This is a genomic window from Xanthomonas sp. CFBP 8445, from assembly GCF_025666235.1.
Taxonomy (GTDB): Bacteria; Pseudomonadota; Gammaproteobacteria; order Xanthomonadales; family Xanthomonadaceae; genus Xanthomonas_A; species Xanthomonas_A indica.
This window is the reverse complement of sequence record NZ_CP102594.1, coordinates 4368163-4389592: the sequence shown is the minus strand read 5'-3', so window position 1 is coordinate 4389592 and position 21430 is coordinate 4368163. Positions and strand designations below refer to the sequence as shown.

At 71.3% G+C, this 21430-nt stretch carries 19 protein-coding genes; 9 read left to right on the top strand and 10 right to left on the bottom strand.

Translation table 11 applies throughout. The features are described from left to right. Nucleotides 1–91 precede the first annotated feature (91 nt). The 3 genes from NUG21_RS18900 to NUG21_RS18890 all read right to left on the bottom strand — a co-directional run bounded on the left by NUG21_RS18900 (nt 92) and on the right by NUG21_RS18890 (nt 4016). A complete protein-coding gene (locus NUG21_RS18900; protein WP_263391690.1) occupies nt 92–2014 on the bottom strand; it encodes an MFS transporter in 1923 nt (640 codons plus the stop codon). A 27-nt stretch (nt 2015–2041) separates the two neighbouring features. Further along, entirely contained in the window at nt 2042–2986 is a 945-nt protein-coding gene (locus NUG21_RS18895) for a LysR substrate-binding domain-containing protein (RefSeq protein WP_263391689.1), read from the bottom strand. A 103-nt stretch (nt 2987–3089) separates the two neighbouring features. Further along, a complete protein-coding gene (locus NUG21_RS18890; RefSeq protein WP_242084680.1) occupies nt 3090–4016 on the bottom strand; it encodes a 2OG-Fe(II) oxygenase in 927 nt (308 codons plus the stop codon). Between the two features lie 214 nt (nt 4017–4230). On the opposite strand from NUG21_RS18890, the gene NUG21_RS18885 reads away from it, so the two are divergent. Beyond that, nucleotides 4231–5442, top strand: a complete 1212-nt coding sequence (locus NUG21_RS18885) for an MFS transporter (protein WP_263391688.1) — start codon at nt 4231–4233, stop codon at nt 5440–5442. Here the strand turns inward: NUG21_RS18885 and yccS are convergent. From yccS to NUG21_RS18855, 6 genes are all read right to left on the bottom strand, one after another. Further along, on the bottom strand, nt 5387–7609 hold the full coding sequence (gene yccS, locus NUG21_RS18880) for a YccS family putative transporter (protein WP_263393118.1): 2223 nt from the start codon (nt 7607–7609) through the stop codon (nt 5387–5389). The genes NUG21_RS18885 and yccS overlap by 56 nt on opposite strands. A 67-nt stretch (nt 7610–7676) precedes the next feature. Beyond that, a complete protein-coding gene (locus NUG21_RS18875; RefSeq protein ID WP_263391687.1) occupies nt 7677–8354 on the bottom strand; it encodes a uracil-DNA glycosylase family protein in 678 nt (225 codons plus the stop codon). 252 nt (nt 8355–8606) lie between these two features. Then, nucleotides 8607–9896, bottom strand: a complete 1290-nt coding sequence (purD, locus tag NUG21_RS18870; protein WP_263391686.1) for a phosphoribosylamine--glycine ligase — start codon at nt 9894–9896, stop codon at nt 8607–8609. A gap of 55 nt (nt 9897–9951) precedes the next feature. After that, entirely contained in the window at nt 9952–10803 is an 852-nt protein-coding gene (locus tag NUG21_RS18865; RefSeq protein WP_263391685.1) for a hypothetical protein, read from the bottom strand. A gap of 15 nt (nt 10804–10818) precedes the next feature. Continuing rightward, nucleotides 10819–12402, bottom strand: coding sequence for a bifunctional phosphoribosylaminoimidazolecarboxamide formyltransferase/IMP cyclohydrolase (gene purH, locus NUG21_RS18860; RefSeq protein ID WP_160946152.1), 1584 nt, complete (start codon nt 12400–12402; stop codon nt 10819–10821). Nucleotides 12403–12511: 109 nt separating this feature from the next. Next, nucleotides 12512–12679: a hypothetical protein gene (locus tag NUG21_RS18855; protein WP_160946153.1), complete on the bottom strand. Its 168-nt coding sequence runs from the start codon at nt 12677–12679 to the stop codon at nt 12512–12514. 66 nt (nt 12680–12745) lie between these two features. On the opposite strand from NUG21_RS18855, the gene NUG21_RS18850 reads away from it, so the two are divergent. The 8 genes from NUG21_RS18850 to NUG21_RS18815 all read left to right on the top strand — a co-directional run bounded on the left by NUG21_RS18850 (nt 12746) and on the right by NUG21_RS18815 (nt 20679). Next, complete coding sequence (locus tag NUG21_RS18850) at nt 12746–13360, top strand: CDP-alcohol phosphatidyltransferase family protein (RefSeq protein ID WP_160946154.1); 615 nt, start codon at nt 12746–12748, stop codon at nt 13358–13360. A gap of 63 nt (nt 13361–13423) precedes the next feature. Beyond that, complete coding sequence (locus tag NUG21_RS18845; protein ID WP_263391684.1) at nt 13424–15178, top strand: bifunctional alpha/beta hydrolase/class I SAM-dependent methyltransferase; 1755 nt, start codon at nt 13424–13426, stop codon at nt 15176–15178. Further along, the gene (locus tag NUG21_RS18840) at nt 15175–16512 is read left to right on the top strand and encodes a phosphatase PAP2/dual specificity phosphatase family protein (RefSeq protein ID WP_263391683.1); all 1338 of its coding nucleotides are present in this window, start codon (nt 15175–15177) and stop codon (nt 16510–16512) included. Before NUG21_RS18845 ends, NUG21_RS18840 begins: the two co-directional genes overlap by 4 nt. Next, nucleotides 16509–16943, top strand: a complete 435-nt coding sequence (locus tag NUG21_RS18835; protein WP_263391682.1) for a hypothetical protein — start codon at nt 16509–16511, stop codon at nt 16941–16943. The genes NUG21_RS18840 and NUG21_RS18835 overlap by 4 nt, the downstream gene beginning before the upstream one ends. Before the next feature lie 13 nt (nt 16944–16956). Beyond that, nucleotides 16957–18426 (top strand): TIGR04222 domain-containing membrane protein, encoded by a 1470-nt coding sequence (locus NUG21_RS18830; protein ID WP_263391681.1) that lies wholly within the window; start codon nt 16957–16959, stop codon nt 18424–18426. A 20-nt stretch (nt 18427–18446) separates the two neighbouring features. Further along, nucleotides 18447–19079: a CDP-alcohol phosphatidyltransferase family protein gene (locus NUG21_RS18825; RefSeq protein WP_184502582.1), complete on the top strand. Its 633-nt coding sequence runs from the start codon at nt 18447–18449 to the stop codon at nt 19077–19079. Continuing rightward, nucleotides 19076–19708: a lysophospholipid acyltransferase family protein gene (locus tag NUG21_RS18820; RefSeq protein ID WP_263391680.1), complete on the top strand. Its 633-nt coding sequence runs from the start codon at nt 19076–19078 to the stop codon at nt 19706–19708. The genes NUG21_RS18825 and NUG21_RS18820 overlap by 4 nt, the downstream gene beginning before the upstream one ends. Next, on the top strand, nt 19705–20679 hold the full coding sequence (locus tag NUG21_RS18815) for a phosphatidate cytidylyltransferase (RefSeq protein ID WP_160946161.1): 975 nt from the start codon (nt 19705–19707) through the stop codon (nt 20677–20679). The genes NUG21_RS18820 and NUG21_RS18815 overlap by 4 nt, the downstream gene beginning before the upstream one ends. A gap of 464 nt (nt 20680–21143) precedes the next feature. Here the strand turns inward: NUG21_RS18815 and fis are convergent, their stop codons facing one another. Continuing rightward, a complete protein-coding gene (gene fis / locus NUG21_RS18810; protein WP_010343856.1) occupies nt 21144–21416 on the bottom strand; it encodes a DNA-binding transcriptional regulator Fis in 273 nt (90 codons plus the stop codon). Nucleotides 21417–21430 lie beyond the last annotated feature (14 nt).

The following is a 21430-nucleotide window of genomic DNA, read 5'->3' as shown; positions in this document are numbered from 1 at the left end:
CCTCGGTCCTTCGCAATGGACGCCGCTGCTTGTGGCGTCTCCCCTGCGGGTAATTTACCCGAAGCGCGCGCCCGCGGCACCTGCGCCGCGCTCAGGCGGCATCGCCGCGCAGCCGCCGCACCTGCGCTTCCAGGGTCTCGGCGGTGGCCTGCGCGCCGGGCACCGGCGCATCGGCCATCACCTCGACATGCGCGCGGAAGCGCCGCGGCACGCGCATGCGCCGCAACCGCGAATCGCGCTTGCTCCACATGCTGGTCCACATGTTGCGCAGCGCCATCGGCACTACCGGCACCGCGCGGCGCGCCAGGATCTTCTCCACGCCGGACTTGAACGCGGCGATCTCGCCGTCCTTGGTCAGCGCGCCCTCGGGGAAGATGCACACCAGTTCCCCTTCGGCGAGCGCGGCGTCGATGGCGTCGAACGCGCGCTGCATCAGTTCGGGGTCTTCGCGCGCGCCGGCGATCGGGATCGCCTTGGCGGTGCGGAAGATCCAGCGCATCACCGGAATGTTGAAGATGCGGTAGTACATGACGAAGCGCACCGGCCGCGGAATCGCCGCGGCCAGCACCAGTGCGTCCATGTAGCTGACGTGGTTGCACACGATCAGCGCGGCACCTTCCTCGGGCACGTGACGTTCGACCCCGTGCAGGCGCAGCCGGTACAGCGTGCGCACCATCACCCAGCTGAGGAAGCGCATCAGGAATTCGGGGACGATGCTGAAGATCCAGATCGCCACCAGCGCATTGGCGATGGCCAGCGCCAGGAACACCTGCGGAATGCTCAGCCCGGGCATCGGGATGCGCGTGCCGAACAGCTGCAGCTCCCGCATCTGCAGGGCGATGCCGATCATCGCCGCCAGCACGATGAACAGCGAGTTCTGGATGTTGAGCCCGGCGATGACGCGCGACAGCTCCGCCTTCGGCGTGCGGCTCTGGATCAGCGCGAACAGCGGCACCACGAACAGGCCGGTGCACAGGCCGATGCCGACCAGGTCGAGCATGATCCGCCAGCTGCCGGCCTGGTGCACGAACTGGCCGATGCCCAGGCCGGTCTGCAGCGCGGCGCCGGGCCGGGCGAAGTACAGGTCGAGCATGAAGGCGCTGATGCCGAACGCGCCCAGCGGCACCAGGCCGATTTCCACGGTGCGCCCGGACAGCTTCTCGCACAGCAGCGAGCCGGTGCCGGTGCCGATCGAGAACAGCGCCAGGGCGAAGATGTACAGGTCCTGCGCGCCGCCCAGGTTGAGTTCGGCGTAGGTCGGCAACTGCGCGGTGAGCACGGTGCCGACGAACCAGAACCAGGACACGCCGAGCACGGCGTTGCGCACCGCCAGCTGGCGCCGGGTCAGGCGCATGATCGCCAGCGATTCCGGCAGCGGGTTCCAGTTGATCTTCAGCTCGGGCGCGCCGGCGTCGACCTTGGGGATGCAGCGCGCCACCAGGTTGCCGGTGACCGCCAGCGCCACCACCGCGGTGGCCGCGGCCACCGGCCCGTGGCTGCCGGCGATCTGGAAGATCAGCCCGCCCAGGATCATGCCGCACAGGATCGAGATCGAGGTGCCCATCTCGACCAGGCCGTTGCCGCCGGTCAGTTCCTCCGGCTTGAGCACCGACGGCAGGATCGAATACTTCACCGGCCCGAACAGGGTCGATTGCAGGCCGGTGCAGAACAGCGCCACCAGCAGCACCGCCATGTTCTCGGTCAGGAAGCCGACCGCGGCCAGCGACATGATGCCGATCTCCATCGTGGTGGTGATGACCACCAGCCGCGATTTCTCCAGCTTCTCGGCGATCTGCCCGGCCAGCGAGGAGAACAGGAAGTACGGCAGGATGAACAACGCCGGCGCCAGGTTGGTGTACAGCGTGCGCTGCTCGGGGGTCACGCCCAGATAGAACAGCAGGCCGATGATCGCCTGCCGGTACACGTTGTCGTTGAAGGCGCCCAGCGCCTGGACCACGAAGAACGGCAGAAAGCGGCGTTGCCGCAGCAGGGCGAACTGGCTGTGGGCGGACATGCAGGCTCCTTTGCGAACGCGCGCAGCCTAGCAGGTTCGCCGCGCGCGCAGGCGCGGCGCGCGGCGGCCCGCTCCGGGGTTGTCCGGCGCGGCCTGGAGGGCGTCGCGTCGCGCGCGCAGCAGGGCGATGAAGGCGCGCGCGGCCGGGGTCGGGTCCGGCCGCCATACGGCGTAGGTGAGGAAGCGGAAGCGCTCGCGCAACGCCACCGTGGCCACGCCGTGCATGCCGGTGGCCATGGTCTGCGGCACCACCGCCAGGCCTAGGTCCTCGGCCACCAGTTGCCGCTGCAGGTCGGCGTGGGTGACCTCGTATTGCAGGCGCTGGCGCAGGCCGGCGGCGGCGAAGGCGCGGTCGATGATGCCGCGCACGCCGGCGCCGGGGGTCAGCCCGGCCATCGGTGTGTCCTCCAGTTCACGCAGGGCGACCTCGCGGCGCGCGGCGAAGCGGTTGCCGGGCGCGGCGATCAGCGCCAGCCCTTCCTCGTGCAGCAGCAGGTGTTGCGGCGGCAGCGCCACGTGCGGACCGACCCCGACCAGGGCCACGTCGAGCCGGCCTTCGCTCAGCTCCAGCAGCAGCGCATCGCTCATGCCGGTGCGCAGGTGCACGTCCACCGCACTGTGCGCTTCGCGGAACTGGCGCAGCACCGCCGGCACCTGCACCGCGTTCAACGAGGAGATCTGGCCGATCTGCAGGCGGCCGCGCACCGTGCCCAGGGTCTGCGCCATTTCCTCGTGCAGGCGCTCGGCCGCGCGCAGGGTGGCGCGCGCGTTGTGCAGGAACACCTCGCCGGCGGCGGTGGCGCGCACGTGGCGCGCACCGCGCTCGAACAGCCGCGCGCCCAGCGCCTGCTCGATCTTGGCGATCTGGTGGCTCAGCGCCGATTGCACGGTGTGGCAGCGGCGCGCGGCCGCGGTGAAGCTGCCTTCCTCGGCGACGGCGACGGCGAATTCGAGCTGGCGCAGGGTCAGCATGGGCTTGCCTGGCGCGCGCCATGGCGACGTTGCGGTCGAGCAGCGGTGGCGCTGCTCGCATGCAGCGCCGCTTGTCGCTGCGCGGTCTGTTGCCGCCGCCGCCTCATGCCGGGCGTCCCAGCCGCTTGCGCCATTGCTGGCGCAGCCACAGGCGGATGTTGTAGCGGCGCTTGCGGCTCATGAACGGGTAGCGCAGGGTGATGCCGAGCAGGCCGCGCAGCGTGTCCAGCCGCGGCGCATGCGCGGGCAGCGCGTCGCAGCGCACCGAGATGCGGTCGCAGCCGGCGTCGTGGGTGCGGTGGATGACGTCGGCACGCATGATCAGCAGGTCGCCGACCGCAAGCTGCGGCACCACCTTGTGCGCTTCGAGGTCGAAGCCGATCTTCCAGCCGGGACTGGCGTCGTGCAGGTCCTCGATCGCATACCAGTCGCCGATGGCGATGGCCTGCCCGGGAAAACGCAGCCGGAACCAGTCCAGCGTGTCGGCCTCCACGCAGCGGAAGCGCAGCGCGCCGCGGCCCTGGATGCGCTCATGCAGCCGTGGATCCAGGCGCGCGACCACGTCGTCGGCGACGATCGCCACGTTGGCCAGGCCGGCGTCGGGCTTGAACACCGGCATGTAGCAGATCAGGTAGTTGCGGTGGTCGCCATGCAGGAAATAGCTGAAGTGGTCCAGGTGCCAGTTGAGCGCGCCGCCCGGCGCGGTCTTCGGATCGCGGTGCTGGTCGAACGGCAGGCGCAGGCTCGGCGCGGCATGGCTCTCGCGGATGCGGATGGCGCAGTAGCCGAAGCGGTCGGCGGCGATCGCCAGGCCCATGGCCGCGGCCACTGCCGGCACGGTGGCGGCGATGCGCGCCTGGATCCGCTGCATGTCCGCCGCCGGCAGGTCGCCGATCACGCCGTCGTGGAACTTCTCGGCGCCTTCCAGGAAGCGCAGCAGGCCGTCGGGGATGTCGCCTTCGCCCAGGAAGCCGCGGACCACCGCGTAGCCGTGCTGGTGCAGCGCCTCGGCGATGTCGGTGCTGGGCATGGTGCGGGTTCCTTCAAAGCGATGGCGGTCTGGGTGGCCGTGTCCCAGTCTGGACGTTGCGTTCGTTTGGAGCGCGATCCGCCGACGTGACCCGGCCGTCGGCAGCGACGCTCACGCTATCTCAAAAGCAGATGGCAGTGGTGAAAAAAATGCGTTTGAAAGATCGATCCTTCCGCCACAGACTGCGCCCCTCTCTTCGATCCGGTTCCCGTCCATGGACACGACCTCACATCCGCCGATACGCCGCGGCCTGGTGCTGCTGATGGCCATCGCCACCGGCCTGGCGGTGGCCAGCAACTACTATGCGCAGCCGCTGCTGGAAGTGCTGGCGCAGACCTTCGTCATCGACGTGCGTCGCGCTGGCGCGGTGGTCACCACCGCGCAGCTGGCCTATGCCGCCGGCCTGCTGTTCCTGGTGCCGCTGGGCGACCGCTTCGAGCGCCGCAGCCTGATCGTCGGTCTGTATGCGCTCAGCGCGGTCGGCCTGCTGGTCAGCGCGATGGCCCACAGCTTCGCGCTGCTGGTGCTCGGCACCCTGATCACCGGGCTGAGCTCGGTGGCGGCGCAGATCCTGGTGCCGTTCGCCGCCACCCTGGCCGCGCCGCACGAGCGCGGCCGGGTCATCGGCACGGTGATGAGCGGGCTGCTGCTGGGCATCCTGCTGGCGCGCACGGTGTCCGGCCTGCTGGCTGGCGTTGGCGGCTGGCACACCGTGTACTGGGTGGCCGCGGCGCTGATCCTGGTGGCCTCGGGCCTGCTGTGGCGCGGCCTGCCGCGGCACCCGGGCAACCCGCACCTGTCCTATCCGCACCTGATCGGTTCGGTGCTGGCGCTGCTGCGCGACGAGCCGGTGCTGCGCGCGCGCTCGGTGCTGGGTGGGCTGCTGTTCGCCGGCTTCAGCATGTTCTGGACCACCCTGGCGTTCCTGCTGTCCGGCCCGGACTACCGCTACGGCACCGCGACCATCGGCCTGTTCGGGCTGATCGGCGCGGCCGGCGCGTTCGCCGCCAATCTCTCCGGCAAGCTGTCCGACCGCGGCGCCGGCCACTGGGTCGGCTGGGGTGGCCTGGTCATGCTGCTGCTGTCGTGGCTGTTGCTGCTCGGCGCGCCGCACTCGCTGTGGTTGCTGATCGCCGGGGTGGTGTTGCTGGACGTGGCGGTGCAGGGCGTGCACATCGGCAACCAGAGCGTGATCTACCAACTGGATCCGGCCGCGCGCAACCGCATCACCTCGGCCTACGTCACCTGCTACTTCATCGGCGGTGCGGTCGGGTCCAGCCTCGGCACCGCAGCCTACGCCTACGCCGGCTGGCGCGGGGTGGCGATCGGCGGTGCGGCGCTGGCGGTGGCGGCCTTGCTGTGGATGGGCATCAGCGTGCGGCCGGCGCGGCCAGCACCGGCGCCGGCGGCGCAGGTGCGGCGCTGACCGCCTGCGCGGCGGCACGCAGCTTGGGCAGCAGGCGCAGGGTCAGGGCGAGCTGGTTGCGCACCAGCCGGCGCTTGGCCTCGTCGATGCCGTCCTCGCGCTCCAGCGCGTCGGCCAGTGCGATCTCGGCGGGTTCGTCGGCGGCCGGCAGCGCGCGCCGCTCGGCCAGCGCGTCGGCCAGTGCGCCCAGCGCCTGCGGCAGGTAATCGCCGGCGCGGGCGATGTCCGGGTCGGTCTCGCCGGCCAGCGCGGCGCGGTGCGCGCCCAGCGCCGACAGGTAGCCGAGCAAGGTGTTGGAGAGGGCCAGGAAGCGGAAGCCGGCGTCCAGGTTGCGGCGGTAGCGGCCGGGCTCGCGCAGCATGTTCGACAACGCCACCGACAGCGCGGCGTCGGCGTTGTGCATGTCGCGGCGGGCGATGCGGTAGGGCAGGTCGTCGCGCATGCCGCTGCGGTACTGCTCCAGCACCTGCGCCAGATAGCGCGCGCTGCTGGACAGCACCGTCGCCAGCACCTGGTTGAGGCGCCGGCCCTGCCAGTCCGGCAGGATCAGGAACGAGGCGGCCGCGGCGATCGCGCAGCCGATCAGGGTGTCGAGCAGGCGCGGCCAGATCAGCATGAAGCCGTCGCCGATCAGGTTGAAGCAGAACAGCGCCATCACCGTGATCGCCGCGGTGGCCAGCATGTAGCGGTCGGTGCGGGTGACGAAGAACACCAGCGTGCCGAGCAATGCGAACAGCAACTGCAGCTCGGTGCCAGGGAACAGCTGCATCAGCGCCCAGGCCGCGCCCAGGCCGATGAGGGTGCCGGCGATGCGCTGGGCCAGGCGCAGGCGGGTGGCGCCGTAGTTGGGCCGGCACACGAAGGCGGTGGTCAACAGGATCCAGTAGCCGTTGCTGGCGTGGATCGACTGCATGATGGCGTAGCCCACCACCAGCGCGATGGCCATGCGCAGGCCGTGCCGGAACAGCACCGAGCCGGGCGTGAGCTGCTGGCCGATGCGCCGCAGCATCTCGCGCAGGGTGTGCGGCGAGGAGTCGCGCAGGCGGGTGTCGAGGGTGTCGCTGGTGGTGTCCGATTGCGCGGCCTCGGCCAGGCGCCGCTCGATGCTGTGCAGGTTGGTCACCAGCAGTTCCAGCGAACCGAGCAGCCGCGCCTGCCGTGGATCGGCGCGGGCATGCAGGAAATCCAGCGACTGCCGCAGGTCGGTGGTGGCCTGCTGGGTCTGCTCGCCGTAGTCGAACGGCTGGCGCAGCCGGATCGCCTCGCCCAGGGCCGCGCAGGCCTTGCCCTGCAGGGCCAGCAGGTGCTGGCAGCGGTACAGCACGTCGCTGTGGAAGAACGCATCGGTCAGCGCCTCGTACGGGTAGTGCGAGGAACTGGCGCGCTCGTGGAAATCCTGCGCCATGTAGTACAGGCGGAAGTACAGGCCCGACTGCACGCCGGGCCGGCCGGAGCGGCCGAAGCGGCTGATGATCGCGGTCTTGGCCGCGTTGAGCGCGGCCACCACCTGCGCGTTCTGCTCGGCCAGCGCCAGGCGCCGCGCGTGCAGGTCGCTCTGCCGCACCGGCTCGAACAGGGCCGCCTTGAGCCGCAGGTAGCGGCCCAGCTCCAGGTATAGCCGCGACAGCCGCTCGCGCACCGGCCGGTTGGCGAACAGCACCGTCCACAGCACCGACAGCACGCCGTACCAGCTGGCGCCGAGCAGCAGCAGGGCCACGCCATGCCAGGCATTGCCGCCGACGTGGCCGTTCTGGTTGCCGTGGTCCAGGCCGATCATCGCGTAGATCGCCAGCGCCACCGTGGCTTGGGCGATCGAGGCGTAGCGTTCGCCGAGCGCGCCGAGCAGGGTCAGGGCGAAGGTGGACAGCGCCAGGCCCGCCGCGAACGGCCACGGATACGGGAACAGCAGCACCACCGCGGCCGCGGCGGCGGCGAAGCACAGCAGTGACAGCAGCACCGACTTGATCCGGCCCAGCCAGTTGTCGTCGGTCTCGGCGATGGCGCTGGCGATGGTGCCCAGGAAGATCGCCGGCACCGCCTCCAGTTGCTGCTGGTGCCAACACACGCCCATCGCCACCGCCAGCGCGATGAACACGCGCAGCCCGTAGCTGGCCTTTTCATGGGCCCACAGGCGGCTCAGGCGGGTTTCGATCGAGGGGCTCGGCACCGCGACACGATAGCGCACCGTCGCTGTATGCGATCCCCCTCGAGCGGGCCCGTCTACGCGAGTGCGCTCAGACGTCCAGTTGCCGCAGGCGGGCGTCCAGCAGCGCCGGGAAGCGCTTGTACCAAGCCTGGTTGAGCGGCGAGGGATGCGGCAGCGGGTACAGCGTCACGCGACGAGTGCGGCGGCCGTCCTCGCTGCGCAGCTCCACCTCGGTCTGCGCCTGGAAGCGGTCCTCGCGCGCCCAGAACGCGTCCAGCGCCGCGCGCACCTCGCGCGGCTGGTCGATGCCGAACCACAGGAAGGCCTCGCGGCCGAGGGTGAGGATGGCGTGGCCGCGCCACTGCTCGAGCAGCAGGCGCCGCATCAGCGGGTGGAAGCGCCGCTTCACCGGCATCGACCAGGCCTTGTTGCCCACCGGCTTGTACGGCACGGTGTTGAGCCAGAATGCAACGCGGCCGGCCTCGAGCCCGGCGGCGAAATCGGGCATCTCCGCGCCGTCGTGCAGGTGCCGGTACAGCGCCTTGCGCACCAGCTGGCCGCCGCTGCCGACGAAGGGGGCGCCGTGCTCCACCTCGCTGCGGCCCGGGTCGCGGCCGAGGATGCAGAGGCGTGCATCACGGCGGCCGAGGCCGATGATGGGATCGAGCGGATCCTTGCCGCAGGCGGCATAGGCCGCAGTGTCGATGCCGTCGGTCTGCGCGGCGAGCGCGCGGAAGCGGGTGCGGAGGGTCGGGGAGAGGGGCATGGGGTTTGCGCGAACCGGGGGAGGTTTCAGGCTAGCGCAAGGGCGATGGTGGCCGCGTGCGGGCCTCCGTAGGCGCGGCTTCAGCCGCGACCGGCGTTCCCGGTCATGCCCGTGTCGTGGCTGAAGCCGCTCCTACAGGGAGCGGGCTGGGCATCCTTGTGGGAGGGACTTCAGTCCCGACGAGTGAAGTTGTCAGTTGTGCTTTGGGCTTCGCTCGTCGCGGCTGAAGCCGCTCCTCCACGTGGCGACGTGCTACGCCCCCTGCTCGCGCGCGATCGCACGCCAGCCGATGTCGTGGCGGTGGAATTCGCTGGCCCAGCGAATCTGCTCCACGCCGGCGTACGCATGCCCCTGCGCCTCCGCCACGCTGTCGCCCAGCGCGGCCACGCACAGCACGCGGCCGCCGGCGCTGAGCACGCGGCCCTGCGCGTCCAGCGTGGTGCCGGCATGGAACACCTTGGCGTTGGCCGGCACCGCGTCCAGGCCGGTGATCGGCTCACCGGTGACCGGGGTCTCCGGATACGGCGCCGCCGCCAGCACCACGCCCAGCGACGGGCGCGGGTCCCACTGCGCCTGCGTCGCGTGCAGGCGCTCGTCGAGCGCGGCCTCAAGCAGGTCGAGCAGGTCCGACTGCAGGCGCAGCATCACCGGTTGCGTTTCCGGGTCGCCGAAGCGCACGTTGAATTCGATCACCTTGGGCGCGCCGCTGGCGTCGATCATCAGCCCGGCGTAGAGGAAGCCGGTGAACGGCACGCCGTCGGCGCGCATGCCGCGCACGGTCGGCTCGACCACCTCGCGCATCACCCGCGCGTGCACCTCGGGCGTCACCACCGGCGCTGGCGAGTACGCGCCCATGCCGCCGGTGTTGGGGCCGGTGTCGCCGTCGCCGACGCGCTTGTGGTCCTGGCTGGTGGCCATCGGCAGCGCGGTGTGGCCGTCGACCATGGAGATGAAGCTGGCTTCCTCGCCCTCGAGGAATTCCTCGATCACCACGCGCGCGCCGGCGTCGCCGAAGGCGTTGCCGGAGAGCATGTCGCGTACCGCGGCCTCGGCCTCGGCCAGCGACATCGCCACGATCACGCCCTTGCCGGCGGCCAGGCCGTCGGCCTTGATCACGATCGGCGCGCCCTTGTCGCGCACATAGGCCAGCGCGGCCTCGACCTCGGTGTGCACGGCGTAGAACGCGGTGGGAATGCCGTGGCGCTGCAGGAAGTCCTTGGCGTAGGCCTTGCTGCCTTCCAGTTGCGCGGCGGCGGCGGTGGGGCCGAAGATGCGCAGCCCGGCGGCGCGGAAGCGGTCGACCACGCCCAGCACCAGCGGCACTTCCGGGCCGACCACGGTCAGCGCCACGCCTTCGTCCTGGGCCAGCGCCAGCAGCCCGTCGAGGTCGTTCACCTTGACCGGCACGTTGCGGCACTTGGCCTCGCTGGCGGTGCCGGCATTGCCGGGCGCCACCAGCACTTCGTCGACACGGGGGGACTGGGCCAGCTTCCAGGCCAGGGCGTGTTCGCGGCCGCCGGAGCCGATGACGAGCAGTTTCATCGCGGAATTCCAGATTGCAGGGGAAAGGGGATCGGCTGCACCGGGCGCGCGTGCCTCATGCGCAGCCTTCGCGCTGCAGCGCTTCGGGGAAATGGTAGGTCCAGGTCTTGGTGTCCAGCACGAAGCGGTGTTCGCGCTGGACCTGACGCTGGCCGCAATCCACGCCGGTTTCCTCGATCAGCAGCGGCCACACGCGGGCGGCGTGGTCGCGGTCGTCGAAGCGCAGGGCGAAGTCGAGGTCGAACTGACCGGCCTTGCAGTCCGCTGCCGCGTCGGCGGCGTCGCAGTCGGCGGCAGCGCCGTTGTCGATGTGGCTGCGCAGGCTGCCGGCATCGACCAGGCCCTTGGGGCCGGGCAGGATCAGCGTTTGCGATTGCAGCGCATAGCCCTGGCCGAACCAGCCGTCCTCCACGCGGAACCCGTAGAAGTCGCTGCCGGCGCGGACGATGCCGACCTCGCCCGGCTGGCCGTTGCTGCCGTAGGTGCCGCCGGTGCGCTCGGCGGCGACGGCGAAGCCCTGGCCCTCGGGGCGCAGCACGTAGAAGTCGATGGTGCCCGGTTCCGGATGGCCGGCATCGCGCAGCGTGCCGCACACCGCCAGCAACTGCTGCCAGCCGTCGCCGATGACCACCGGCTGTTCGGCGCAGACCTGCCAATCCACCCCATGGCTCGCGCCATCCTGGGTCCACTGCCCTGGCCAGTGCCCGGCGAGCATGGCGGCGCTGCCGTAGCGTTGCTGCAGGAACGCCTGCAGCCGCGCGGTGCGGCTGACGTGAGCCGGCGCTGCGGCGCTGGCGGACGCAGGTGCCGCGCTGGGTGCGGGCGTCGCGGCCGGCGTGCAGCCGCCGAGCACGAGCACGCCGGCCAGGGCCAGCATGGCGAGCGGACGGGGCGCGACAGCGGACATGCGCAGCTCCGCGACTCAGTGACGGAAGTGGCGCACGCCGGTGAACACCATGGCGATGCCGTGCTCGTCGGCCGCGGCGATGACCTCGGCGTCGCGCATCGAACCGCCGGGCTGGATCACTGCCTTGATGCCGGCCGCGGCGGCGGCGTCGATGCCGTCGCGGAACGGGAAGAACGCATCGGAGGCCATCACCGAGCCTTCCACGGCCAGGCCGGCATCGGTGGCCTTGATCCCGGCGATGCGCGCCGAATACACCCGGCTCATCTGCCCGGCGCCCACGCCGATGGTGCGGTGGTCCTTGGCGTAGACGATGGCGTTGGACTTGACGTACTTGGCCACCTTCCACGCGAACAGCAGGTCGGCGAACTGCGCCTCGGTCGGCGCCAGGCGGGTCACCACCTTCAGCGCATCGCGCGGCACCACATGCGCGTCGCTGGTCTGCAGCAGGATGCCGGAGCCAACGCGCTTGCTGTCGATGCCGTAGGCGCCGTCGCCGGCGGGGATGCGCAGCACGCGCACGTTGGCCTTTTTCTTGGCGTATTCGAGCGCGGCGTCGTCGTAGTCGGGGGCGATCAGCACTTCGACGAACTGGCGGTCCAGGATCACCTTGGCGGTGGCCGCATCCAGCGTGCGGTTGAAGGCGATGATGCCGCCGAAGGCGCTGGTCGGGTCGGTGGCGTAGGCCAGTTCGTAGGCGTCGCCGCAGCCGGCGCCGACCGCCACGCCGCACGGGTTGGCGTGCTTGACGATGACGCAGGCCGGCGCGTCGAACTGACGCACGCACTCCCAGGCCGCGTCGCTGTCGGCGATGTTGTTGTAGGACAGCTCCTTGCCCTGCAGCTGGGTGAAGGTGGCCAGGGTGCCGGGGGTGGGGAAGAGGTCGCGGTAGAACGCGGCCTGCTGGTGCGGGTTCTCGCCGTAGCGCAGTTCCATCACCTTGACGAAGCTGGAGTTCATCTGCGCCGGGAACGGGCTGCGCACCGGAACCGCGGCGTCGCTGGCGGTGACCGCGGACAGGTAGTTGCTGATCGCCGCGTCGTACTGGGCGACGCGGTTGAACGCGGCCACGGCCAGGGCGAAGCGCTTGGCTGCCGACAAGCGGCCGTCGTTGGCCTCCAGCTCGGCCAGCAGCTCGGCGTACTGCGTCGGATCGGTGGCCACCGCCACGCGGGCGAAGTTCTTGGCCGCCGAGCGCAGCATCGCCGGGCCGCCGATATCGATGTTCTCGACCGCCACGTCGAGCGTGCAGTTGGCATCGGCGGTGACCCGCTCGAACGGATACAGGTTGAGCACCAGCAGGTCGATCGCGGCGATGCCGTGTTCGGCCATCACCGCATCGTCGGTGCCGGCGCGGCCAAGCAGGCCGCCGTGCACCAGCGGATGCAGGGTCTTGACCCGGCCGTCCATCATTTCCGGGAAGCCGGTCAGCTCGGACACGTCCTTCACCGCCAGCCCGGCTTCGCGCAGCGCCTTGGCGGTGCCGCCGGTGGACAGCAGTTCGACGTTGCGCGCGGCCAGCGCGCGGGCCAGGTCGATCAGGCCGGTCTTGTCGGAAACGGACAGCAGCGCCCGGCGCACGGGCAGGAAATCGGAGGACATGGGGCAGGGCGGGGGCAGCGGAACGGGCCGCCATTGTAGGCGCTGAGGCCCGCCGACGCCCGGCCGGGGCGCGCGCCCGGCCCGCCGATCGTGCATGCGAAGGCCCATTTCAGGCGATTGCGACGAAGGTGGTGCGGCTATAGGCAGCTTCGCTCTCGTACCGCAGGCGGCGCGACATCGCGCCGTGCAGCGTGTCGACCACGCCCATCCGCGGTGTCGCCTCGCGCGCGTCGCCTGCCGTGGGCGAGCGGGCGGCGGGGCGGGCGGCGCGCGCCATCGCGCGCGCCGCCGCGGCGATGCATTAGGCTGTCGCCGCCCCGCCCTCGCCGTCAGGACCACGCGCGTGTCGATCTATGCCCTCAAAGGACGTTTCCAGGATCTGCTGCGGCCGGGTGTGCGCGTGGTGTACCGGCGCGGCGTCACCGCCAACCAGGTGACCGTGGCCGCGGCGCTGCTGTCGTTGCTGGTCGCCGCGGTGGTCTACGCGCAAGGCGCCACGCAGCCGCTGTGGTACGCGCTGCTTCCCGTCTGGATGCTGCTGCGGATGGCCTTGAACGCGGTGGACGGCATGCTGGCGCGCGAGTTCGGCCAGCAGTCGCGGCTGGGCGCCTACCTCAACGAACTGAGCGACGTGGTCGCCGATGCGGCGCTGTACCTGAGCCTGCTCGGCGTGCCTGGCGTTGGCGCCGGCTGGCTGTGGCTGATGGCGCTGACTGCAGCGATGACCGAATATGCCGGCGTGCTCGGGCTGATGGTCGGCGCCAGTCGCCGCTACGATGGGCCGATGGGCAAGAGCGATCGTGCCTTCGTCGTCGGCCTGCTGGGGCTGCTGCTGGCCGGCGGCTGGATCGGGGCGGCGACGGTGACTGGGGTCGCCATGGGCGTGGCGCTGTTGTGCGTGGCGACCGTGGTGCGTCGGGTCGCCGCCGGATTGCGCGAGGCGGCCACGCGCGCCTGAGTGGGGGCGGTCGTCGCGGCCGCGGGGCACAGGGATTCACGGCAGACAGGACATCGGCAACGGATGCGGCAGGTCAACGAGAGCGAATTCGCCAGCTTCGACGGCACACGGCTGTTCTACCGGCACTGGCCGGCCACCGCGCCGGCGGCGCCGCCGCGGGCGGTGCTGCTGCTGCACCGCGGCCACGAACATTCCGGGCGGGTCATGCACCTGGCCGAGGAACTGGGCCTGGACGATTGCGCGCTGTTCGCCTGGGATGCGCGCGGCAATGGCCGCTCGCCCGGCGCGCGCGGCGACGCGCCCGGCTTCCCGGCGCTGGTGCGCGACCTGGACCGCTTCGTCGCGCACATCGGCGAGGTCCACGGCATCGCCGTGCAGGACATCGTGGTGGTGGCGCAGAGCGTGGGCGCGGTGATCGCCAGCACCTGGGTCCACGATTACGCGCCGCCGCTGCGCGCGCTGGTGCTGGCCTCTCCGGCGTTCAAGGTCAAGCTGTACGTGCCGTTCGCGCGGTCCGGGCTGGCCCTGATGCAGAAACTGCGCGGCAACTTTTTCGTCAACAGCTACGTCAAGCCGCAGTGGCTGACCCACGACCCGGCGCGGGTCGAGAGCTATCGCCACGATCCGCTGATCACTCGGCCGATCTCGGTGCGCGTGTTGCTCGGCCTGTATGCGGCGGCCGATCGCGTGGTCGGCGATGCGCAGGCGATCACCGTGCCGGTGCAACTGCTGGTGTCCGGCAGCGATTTCGTGGTGCACCGCGGACCGCAGGATCGCTTCTACGAGCGTTTGTCCTCGCCGGTGAAGGAGCGTCACCTGCTGCCCGGCTTCTTCCACGACACCTTGGGCGAGCGCGACCGCGCGCCGGCGCTGGCGCAGATCCGCCGCTTCGTGCGCGCGCGCTTCGCCGAGGCGCCGGCGCTGCCCAGCCTGCGCCAGGCGCACCGGCGCGGGCCGACCTTCGAGGAAGCCGAGCGCCTGGCCTGGCCGCCGCAGCGCTACAGCCTGCAGGACCTGCGCTGGCGCGGCGTGCGTGCCGGGCTGCGCCTGGGCGGGCGGCTGTCCGAGGGCATCGCCCTGGGCCTGCAGACCGGCTTCGATTCCGGCAGCACGCTGGACTACATCTACCGCGACCAGGCCGCCGGGCGCGGCCCGCTGGGGCGGATGATCGACCGCAACTACCTGGATGCGATCGGCTGGCGCGGCATCCGCGTGCGCCGCCAGCATCTGCACGAACTGCTGGGCCTGGCGATGCAGCGGCTGCGCGCCGCGGGCGTGCCGGTGCGCGCGCTGGACATCGCCGCCGGCCACGGCCGCTACGTGCTGGAAGCGCTGGCCGGCGGCAGCCAGCGCGCCGATGCGATCCTGCTGCGCGATTTCAGCCCCTTGAACGTCGAGCAGGGCCGCGCGCTGATTGCCGCGCTCGGCGCCGCCGACATCGCCCGCTTCGAGCAGGGCGACGCCTTCGACCCCGACGCGCTGGCCGCGCTGCAACCGCGGCCTACGCTGGCGGTGGTGTCGGGCCTGTACGAGTTGTTCCCGGACAACGACCAGGTGCTGCGTTCGCTGCAGGGCGTGGCCGCGGCGGTGGCGCCGGGCGGTTACCTGGCCTACACGGGCCAGCCCTGGCATCCGCAGCTGGAGTTCATCGCCCGCGCGTTGACCAGCCACCGCGGCGGCGCGGCCTGGGTGATGCGCCGGCGCACCCAGCAGGAGATGGACGAACTGGTGCGCGCGGCCGGCTTCCGCAAGCTGGAGCAGCGCATCGACGAGTGGGGCATCTTCACCGTGTCGCTGGCGCAGCGGATCGCGCCATGAGCGTTGCGGCCACGCGGCCGTGGCGGCGTGCGCTGGCCTGGCTGGCGCTGCTGGGGCCGTTCTTCTTCCTCAGCTACGGCCTGGCCAACACCCTGGCCGCGCGCCGCGCCGACGTGCCGTCGTTGCCGTTCGCCTGGGAACCCCACATCCCGTTCTGGCCGTGGAGCATCGTGCCGTACTGGTCGATCGACCTGTTCTACGCGGCCTCGTTCTTCGTCTGCCGCACGCGCGCCGAACTGGATACGCATGCGCGGCGCCTGCTCACCGCGCAGCTGCTGGCCGTGGCCTGCTTCCTGTTGTGGCCGCTGCGCTTTAGCTTCGAGCGGCCAGCGACCGAGGGCGTGTTCGGCTGGCTGTTCGCGGTGCTGCTCGGCTTCGACAAGCCGTTCAACCAGGCGCCGTCGCTGCACATCGTGTTGCTGGTGGTGCTGTGGGTGCGCTATGCGCAGCATCTGCACGGGCTGGCGCGGTCGGCCCTGCACGGCTGGTTCGCGCTGATCGGGTTGTCGGTGCTGACCACCTACCAGCATCATTTCCTCGACGTGCCCACCGGCCTGGCCGCCGGCTGGCTGTGCGTGTGGCTGTGGCCGGAGCGCATCGCCGCGCCGTGGCGGGCGGCGGCACCGGCGCGCGATCCGCGGCGCTGGCGCCTGGCCGCGCTGTACCTGCTCGGCAGCACGGCCTGCGCGGCCGCCGCACGCGCGCTCGGGGGCGCCGGCTGGTGGCTGCTGTGGCCGGCGCTGTCGTTGCTGCTGGTCGCGCTCAGCTATGCGCTGCTCGGCCCGCTCGGCCTGCAGAAACGCGCCGACGGCCGCCTGAGCCTGGCCGCGCGCTGGCTGTACGCGCCGTACCTCGCCGCTGCGTGGCTCAACTCGCGCGCCTGGACCTGGCGCGATCCGGTGCCGCGCGAGATCGCCGACGGCGTCTGGCTCGGGCGCATGCCCGGCCGCGGCGAGCGTACGCGCTTCGCCGCGGTGGTCGACGTCAGCGCGGAACTGTCGTTGCGCGAGGCGCAGGCGCACGACCGCGTGGTGCCGATGCTGGACCTGGTGGCGCCGCCGGCCGCGGCCTTGCGCGCGGCCGCCGACGCGATCGCGACGGCGCGCGCGCACGGCCCGGTGCTGGCCTGCTGCGCGCTGGGCTATTCGCGCAGCGCGGCCGCGGTCGCCACCTGGCTGCTGCGCAGCGGCCGTGCCACCAGCGTGGACGACGCGCTGGCGCTGCTGCGGGCGCGCGCGCCACGCATCGTGCTGGGGCCGGCGCAGCGTGCCGCCATCGCCGCCGCCTGCACCGCGCCGCCGGCGCCGCTGCAGGCGCAGGAACTGCCGGCATGAGCACGCCGCTGGAATTACGGACGATGGCGGCGGTGCTGCGCCAGGGCGCGCCGCTGGATCGGCTGTCGCGGGTGTTGCTGGCGACGGCCCTGCTGCTGGGCGCCTGGGATGCCGGCACCGGCGCCATGCTCGCCGCGGCGTTGTGCGGAGGCTCGGTGTTGGCCGGCCTGCTGCAGCGCTACTGGGCGGCGCGGGTCGGGTTGGATGCGGATCTGCTCGAGGCGGTGCTGGCCGAAGCCGAGCCAGCGCGCGCCGGGGCCGACCTGGACGCGGTGCTGCAGCGCTTGGGCCTGCTGCGCACGCTGCCACCGCCGCGCGACTGGCTGGCGCGCTGGCAGGGCATGCGCGGTTTGCTGCGGCGGCAGGTGCTGTGCTTCACCGCGCAACTGCTGATGCTGTTGCTGGCGCTGTGCATGGCGCGGTTCGGATGAGGAGGCGGGCACGATGACCGATGAACCTGCAGCAGCGTTGCGATCGGAGGTCGATGCGGCGCGGCAGGCGCTGTGGCAACGGCTGCAGGCCTACGGTTTCGGGGAGGGCGAGGCGGCGTTGCCGGCATTCGTGCGCCGCGTGGCCAAGGAGGCCAATGTCTCGCGGGCGCTGGCCGCGCAGGCGGTCGAGGAATACCGGCGCTTCTGCTTCCTGGCCTGCGTGGCCGGCGAAGAGGTGACGCCCAGCGCCCTGATCGACCAGGTCTGGCACACCCACCTCACCGACACCCGCGAGTACTGGCAACGGTTCTGTCCGCAGGTGTTGCGGATCACCCTGCACCATCACCCCGGGCGTGGCGACCCGGCCGACGCCGAACGCTTCCAGGCGCAGTACAAGGCCACGCTGGGGCACTACTGGCATCATTTCGGCGAGCCGCCTGTGGCGTGCTGGCCGGCACCGGCCGGCGCGCCGACCACGCCGGCCCCTCGCCAGGCCGGCACGCACCGCGTCCTGCCCGCGGGCGGCGGCGTCGCCCTGTGGTGCTGGCTGCTGGGCGTGGCACTGCTGTTTGCGGTGCTATGGCAGGGCAACGGCCCGCGCTCGCCGCTGCACTGGTCCGGGCCGCCGTTCCTGCTGCTGTTCCTGGCCGGCATCGGCCTGGCCTGGAGCCTGGGCGCGCGTCTGCGCCTGGCGGTGCGCGCACTGCGCGGCGGCGACACCCAGGCGACGCTGGACGCGGCCGAACTGGCGTATCTCGCGGGCGGCAGCGAGCGCGTCGCCGATCAACAGTTGGCGCTGCTGCTGGCGGCCGGGGCGGTGCGCCTGCACGTCGACCCGCGCGTGCGCCGCCAGGCGCTTCTGGAGCACACCCGCGTCGCCGCACCGCCGCCGCTGCAGCGTGCGCAGGCGATCGTGCGCGCGCATCCGCACCTGGCGCAGGCGCTGGCCGCGTTGCGGCGCGACGCCGCGCCGCTGCGCCGGTCGCTGGTCGCCAAGGGGCTGTGGCTGGGACATGGCCAGGCGCTGTGTGCGCGCCTGTTCGGCGCCGCGCCGTTGCTGGCGCTGTGGACCTTTGGCCTGCTGAAGCTGCGCATCGGCCTGCAGCTGCAGCGCCCGATCGGTTTCCTGGTGGCGGCGATGGTGGTCGTCACGGTCGTTGCGCTCGGTTTCCTGCTCACGCCGCCGCGGCGCAGCGTCGCCGGTGATGCGCTATTGGCCGAGCGCGATGCGGCCTGGCGCGACGGCGTCACCGCGCCCTCGCTGGCGCCCGGTTCGCACCTGGCGCTGCCGCTGGCCCTGGCCGGCACCAGCGTGCTGATGACCACACCCTGGGCCGACTACCACGCCTTGCGTTCGCCGCTGTCCAACGGTGGCGGCGGTAGCGCTTCGACCACCAGTTGCGGTGGCGGTGGCGGCAGCAGCGATGGCGGCGGCAGCAGTTGCGGCGGTGGTGGTTGCGGCGGATGTGGAGGTGGCGACTGATGGCCGGTTCGAGCTGGCACATGCGGCGCGCGCAGTGGCGTGGGCGCCTGGCGCTGGCGTTGCGCGCGCGCGGGGCCACGCCCAACGGCGTGTCCTGGAGCGGGCTGGCGTGCGCGGTGCTGGCCGCGCTGATGTTCGCCCTGGCCTGGCGCGAGCCGCCGGCCAATGCCGCCGCGTTGCTGGTGCTGGCGGCGCTGGCGCTGCAGGCGCGACTGCTGTGCAACCGCCTGGACGGGCTGCTGGCGCATCAGACGCAGCTGATCGGCCGTGCCGGTGCGGTGTACAACGAGGCGCCGGACCGCTTGTCGGACGTGGCGGTATGCCTGGGCGTGGGCTATGGCCTGCAGCCGGTGCTGGGCATCGGTGCGGAACTGGGCTGGGCCGCCGCCCTGCTGTGCGTGGGCACCGCCTATGTGCGCATGCTCGGCCTGGCCTGCGCGGTGCGCGAACCGCTGCAGGGGCCGATGGCGCGCGTGCAGCGCATGCATTGGCTGTCGCTGGCCGCGTTGGCGGCGGCCGCCGCGCTGCTGCTGCAACACGCCATGCTGGCCCGCATGATTCTGGCCGTCGCGCTGGGGCTGCTGATCGCCGCCGCCGCCCTCACCATCGTGATTCGCGTGCGCGCCATCGTGCGCGAACTGGAGTGGAAATGATCGCCAGCCTGATCGCCCGCGGCTGCAGCGCCGCGATCCGCCTGCTCACCGGCGCGCGTGCGCTGTGGCGCGGCTGCATGCCGTCCAGCGAACGCCGTGTGTACTACGGTAATCACGCCAGCCATGGCGATTTCGTGCTGATCTGGTCGTCGCTGCCGGCGCCGCTGCGGCGCGAGGTGCGGCCGGTGGCGGCGGCCGACTATTGGCAACGCGACGCGCTGCGCCGCTACCTGATCCACGCGGTATTCAACGGCGTACTGATCGAGCGCGAGGCCGCGCAGCGCACGCGCGATCCGATCGACTGCCTGTGCGAGGCGGTGGATGCTGGCGGCTCGCTGATCCTGTTCCCGGAAGGCACGCGCAACACCGAGGACGGCCTGCTGCCGTTCAAGAGCGGGCTCTATCACCTGGCGCGGCAGCGTCCGGAACTGGAGTTCGTGCCGGTGTGGATCGACAACCTCAAGCGGGTGATGCCCAAGGGCATGTGGCTGCCGCTGCCGTTGCTGTGCACCACCACCTTCGGCGAACCGCTGCGGCTGGGCGCCGGCGAGGACAAGCAGGCCTTCCTCGATCGCGCGCGTGCCGCCTTGTTGGCGTTGGCGCCGGAGCAGGCGGAGGGGGCCCGATGAATCCGATCGCGCTGAGCGACCACCTGCAGCAATCCTCGCTGCGACAACAGACGGTGTGGCTGTTCCTGGGCATCGCCACGGTGCTGATCGTGGCCACGCTGATCGCCGAGACCTTGCGCTGGCGCGCACGCGGACGGCCCAGCGCGGTGCTGGACAACCTGGTGGCGCGGATCCGCGCCTGGTGGGTGATGGCCGGGGTGGTGGCGCTGGCGTTCGCCTTCGGCCGGCTCGGCGTGATCGTGCTGTTCGCGCTGGTGTCGCTGTTCGCGCTGCGCGAGTTCATCACTCTCACCCCGACCCGGCGCGGCGACTACTACGCGCTGCTGGCCGCGTTCTACGTGGTGCTGCCGTGGCAGTACTGGCTGGTGTGGAGCGACTGGTACGGCCTGTACACGCTGCTGATCCCGGTCTACGCGTTCCTGGTGCTGCCGATCCTGGCGACCATCGGTGGCGATACCACGCGCTACCTGGAGCGCACGGCCAAGGTGCAGTGGGGGCTGATGATCTGCGTGTTCTGCATCTCGCACGTGCCCGCGCTGCTGAACCTGCGCATCCCCGGCTACGAGGACCGCAACCTGCTGCTGTTCGCGTTCCTGGTGATCGTGGTGCAGTCCTCGGACGTGCTGCAGTACGTCTGGGGCAAGCTGCTGGGCCGGCACCTGATCGCGCCCAAGCTGTCGCCGTCCAAGACCGTGGAAGGCTTCGTCGGCGGCATCCTCTCGGCCAGCCTGCTCGGCGCGGCGCTGTGGTGGATCACCCCGTTCTCGCCGCTGCAGGCGTTCGCGTTGGCGCTGGTCGCCAACCTGATGGGCTTCTTCGGCGGCCTGGTGATGTCGGCGATCAAGCGCGACCGCGGCATCAAGGACTGGGGCCACATGATCGAAGGCCACGGCGGCGTGCTCGATCGACTGGATTCGGTGTGTTTTGCGGCGCCGGTGTTCTTCCACCTGATCCGCTATGGATGGGTGTGAGGGGCGGGGAGTGGGGATGGTGGGATTGGCGATTGGGGATTGGTTGGAGCGGCGCGCGGGGCGCGGTGCGCGTGTGCGCCTGTGCGGGCGTAGGAGCGGCTTCAGCCGCGATGCTTTACCGAGAGCGCAGCGCAGGAGGACAGCAAGGCTTCCGCACCCGCATCTTCAGACGATGTCGCGTCGGGGCTGAAGCCCCTCCCACAGTCGCGAGGCGCGCGTTTCGGCGTTCGGTGTTTTCTTCGCTGCGGTAGTGCGTTCGATCGCCTGGGTAGGTTTCAGGCGTCGCGGCTGAAGCCGCTCCTACGAGGGCGATGTGCAGGCGCTACACGCTCGGTATCGGATTGCTTGACAGTCACGTCATGCAGGACAGCACGCTTGGTTCCCGATTCCCGATTCCCGATTCCCGGCCTTCCACCAGCCGCAGGCTGGTCATCCCGAATCCGAATCCCCAATCTCGGCCTCACTCAGGCCAGCCCATATTCCTTGAGCTTCTTGCGCAGGGTGGCGCGGTGGATGCCCAGCAGCGCCGCGGCGCGGCTCTGGTTGCCTTCGCAATGGTTGAGCACTTCCACGAACAACGGGATCTCCATCTCGCGCAGCACGATCTCGTACACGTCGTCGGCGTCGCAGCCGTCGAGGTCGCGCAGGTAGCGGCGGACCGATTGCGCCACGTGTTCGCGCAGCGGCGGCTTCGGCGCGCCGCGACTGGAGTCAGGACGAGTGGTGGCGGCGTTCAAGTTCGACGGATCCC

Coding starts and splice junctions, on each gene's coding strand:
- NUG21_RS18825 (WP_184502582.1), top strand. CDS start 18,447: ATGCGGCGCGCGCAGTGGCGTGGGCGCCTGGCGCTGGCGTTGCGCGCG.
- NUG21_RS18895 (WP_263391689.1), bottom strand. CDS start 2,986: ATGCTGACCCTGCGCCAGCTCGAATTCGCCGTCGCCGTCGCCGAGGAA.
- NUG21_RS18845 (WP_263391684.1), top strand. CDS start 13,424: ATGCGGCAGGTCAACGAGAGCGAATTCGCCAGCTTCGACGGCACACGG.
- purD (WP_263391686.1), bottom strand. CDS start 9,896: ATGAAACTGCTCGTCATCGGCTCCGGCGGCCGCGAACACGCCCTGGCC.
- NUG21_RS18835 (WP_263391682.1), top strand. CDS start 16,509: ATGAGCACGCCGCTGGAATTACGGACGATGGCGGCGGTGCTGCGCCAG.
- NUG21_RS18890 (WP_242084680.1), bottom strand. CDS start 4,016: ATGCCCAGCACCGACATCGCCGAGGCGCTGCACCAGCACGGCTACGCG.
- NUG21_RS18855 (WP_160946153.1), bottom strand. CDS start 12,679: ATGGCGCGCGCCGCCCGCCCCGCCGCCCGCTCGCCCACGGCAGGCGAC.
- NUG21_RS18815 (WP_160946161.1), top strand. CDS start 19,705: ATGAATCCGATCGCGCTGAGCGACCACCTGCAGCAATCCTCGCTGCGA.
- NUG21_RS18875 (WP_263391687.1), bottom strand. CDS start 8,354: ATGCCCCTCTCCCCGACCCTCCGCACCCGCTTCCGCGCGCTCGCCGCG.
- purH (WP_160946152.1), bottom strand. CDS start 12,402: ATGTCCTCCGATTTCCTGCCCGTGCGCCGGGCGCTGCTGTCCGTTTCC.
- NUG21_RS18830 (WP_263391681.1), top strand. CDS start 16,957: ATGACCGATGAACCTGCAGCAGCGTTGCGATCGGAGGTCGATGCGGCG.
- NUG21_RS18820 (WP_263391680.1), top strand. CDS start 19,076: ATGATCGCCAGCCTGATCGCCCGCGGCTGCAGCGCCGCGATCCGCCTG.
- NUG21_RS18885 (WP_263391688.1), top strand. CDS start 4,231: ATGGACACGACCTCACATCCGCCGATACGCCGCGGCCTGGTGCTGCTG.
- NUG21_RS18865 (WP_263391685.1), bottom strand. CDS start 10,803: ATGTCCGCTGTCGCGCCCCGTCCGCTCGCCATGCTGGCCCTGGCCGGC.
- NUG21_RS18900 (WP_263391690.1), bottom strand. CDS start 2,014: ATGTCCGCCCACAGCCAGTTCGCCCTGCTGCGGCAACGCCGCTTTCTG.
- NUG21_RS18840 (WP_263391683.1), top strand. CDS start 15,175: ATGAGCGTTGCGGCCACGCGGCCGTGGCGGCGTGCGCTGGCCTGGCTG.